Below are 1,571 nucleotides of genomic sequence, written 5' to 3' on the forward strand. Positions count from 1 at the left end.
ACTTCGGGCCATGCTGGCCCGAGGTTTGGAAAGGAGGGATACATCATCGGAAAGAAACCGGACAAACGGAATTTTCAAAGGCCGGAGCCGACGGAGGATACCGGGGGCAATCGCCCCGGACCGGCTGAACGGGAAGGGCCTTCCCCCGCACCATCCCGACGCCTGCGATTTGAGGACGAAGATACCGGACAGGACAGTCCTTCGGGCCACGATGGCCCGAAGTCCAAAAGCGGCAAGTTTCAAGAGGACAGTCGCAAAAGCCGTCCCTCTGACCGCATGAGGCAGGAGGATGAAGCGGGCGGGCCGCAGGATACCGGCAAGGCACAGGAGCCGGAGGGCTCCACTGAGAAGGCCGGGAGCAAAAAGGATAAGTACCAGAAAGCACAGGCCAAAGCGGAACACGCCGGGGAAAAGCTGGGAAAGGCCCGGGAGAAACTGGACAAGACCGAGGCAAAACGGGCAGCGAAGAAGCCGCCGGGGCTTGCAAAAAAGGCAGTCCGGGGAGCCCGTACAGAAGCATGGTTCTATGTCCACAACAAGATCCACGAGGTCGAGCATGAAAATGTGGGTGTGGAAGGAGCCCATAAGTCGGAACTTGTGGCCGAGGCCGGAGCCCGGAAACTGACTCGGTATGCCAAACGGAGATACCGGGAGCACCCGGCCCGGAAGGTGGCAAAGTGGGAACGGAAGGACATAAAAGCCCGGGCCAATGTGGATTTTCAAAAGATGGCCTCCGAGCACCCGGAACTTGCCAGCAATCCGCTTTCCCGTGTGCAGCAGAAATGGAAACTGAAACGCCGGTATTCCAAAGAAGCAAAGGCGGCTGCAAAACAGGGCGCAAAGGCCGCAAAGAAAACCGCTGCCGCTTCGGGAACTGCGACCCGTCGGGCGGCGCAGTTTGTGACCCGTCATCCCGTGGCGGTGCTGGTCCTGCTCCTGCTGTTGCTGCTCTGTTTTCTTGTGTCGGCGGTAAGCTCTATCTTTCCCACGCTTGGCAGCGGCCTTGCCAATGCGTTATCCGGCACCTCCTACGCCTCGGAGGATACGGACCTGCTGGGGGTGGACGAGGACTACACAGCGTTGGAAAACGAGCTGGCGCAGACGGTAGCGAACATCGAAAGCACCCATCCCGGATATGACGAGTACCGCTATTCCGTGGACGAGATCGGCCACAACCCCTATGAGCTGGCGTCCTATCTCTCGGCAAAGTACCATGTGTATTTCCGGGAACAGGTGCAGGACGAGCTGCGGGAGATCTTTGAGGCACAGTATGAACTGACCTTGACGGAGGAAGTCGAGATACGCTACCGCACCGAAACCAGCACCGACCCGGAGACAGGGGAAACCACCACCGAGGAAGTCCCCTATGAGTATTACATCTTAAATGTGACCCTCACAAACAAGACGCTGCCTGCCGTGATCCTGCCGAGGCTTAACGAACAGCAGCGGGAAATCTACACCGTTATGCAGCAGCTCAAAGGCAACAAGCCCTATCTGTGGGAAGGGATTTACAACGGCGGCGAAGATACCGGCCCCAGCTATGAGATACCCGGCGAGGCGCTGGATGACCC

General features: G+C 58.6%; 1 protein-coding gene. It reads left to right on the forward strand.

Annotation, left to right across the window (positions count from 1 at the left end):
- Positions 1 to 276 precede the first annotated feature (276 nt).
- A partial coding sequence (locus DWY93_RS16735) for a CD1108 family mobile element protein (RefSeq protein WP_117472741.1) occupies positions 277 to 1,571 on the forward strand: 1,295 nt, incomplete at its 3' end.

The organism is Clostridium sp. AF28-12, assembly GCF_003435225.1.
In the GTDB taxonomy this organism is placed as follows: Bacteria; Bacillota; Clostridia; order Lachnospirales; family Lachnospiraceae; genus Pilosibacter; species Pilosibacter fragilis.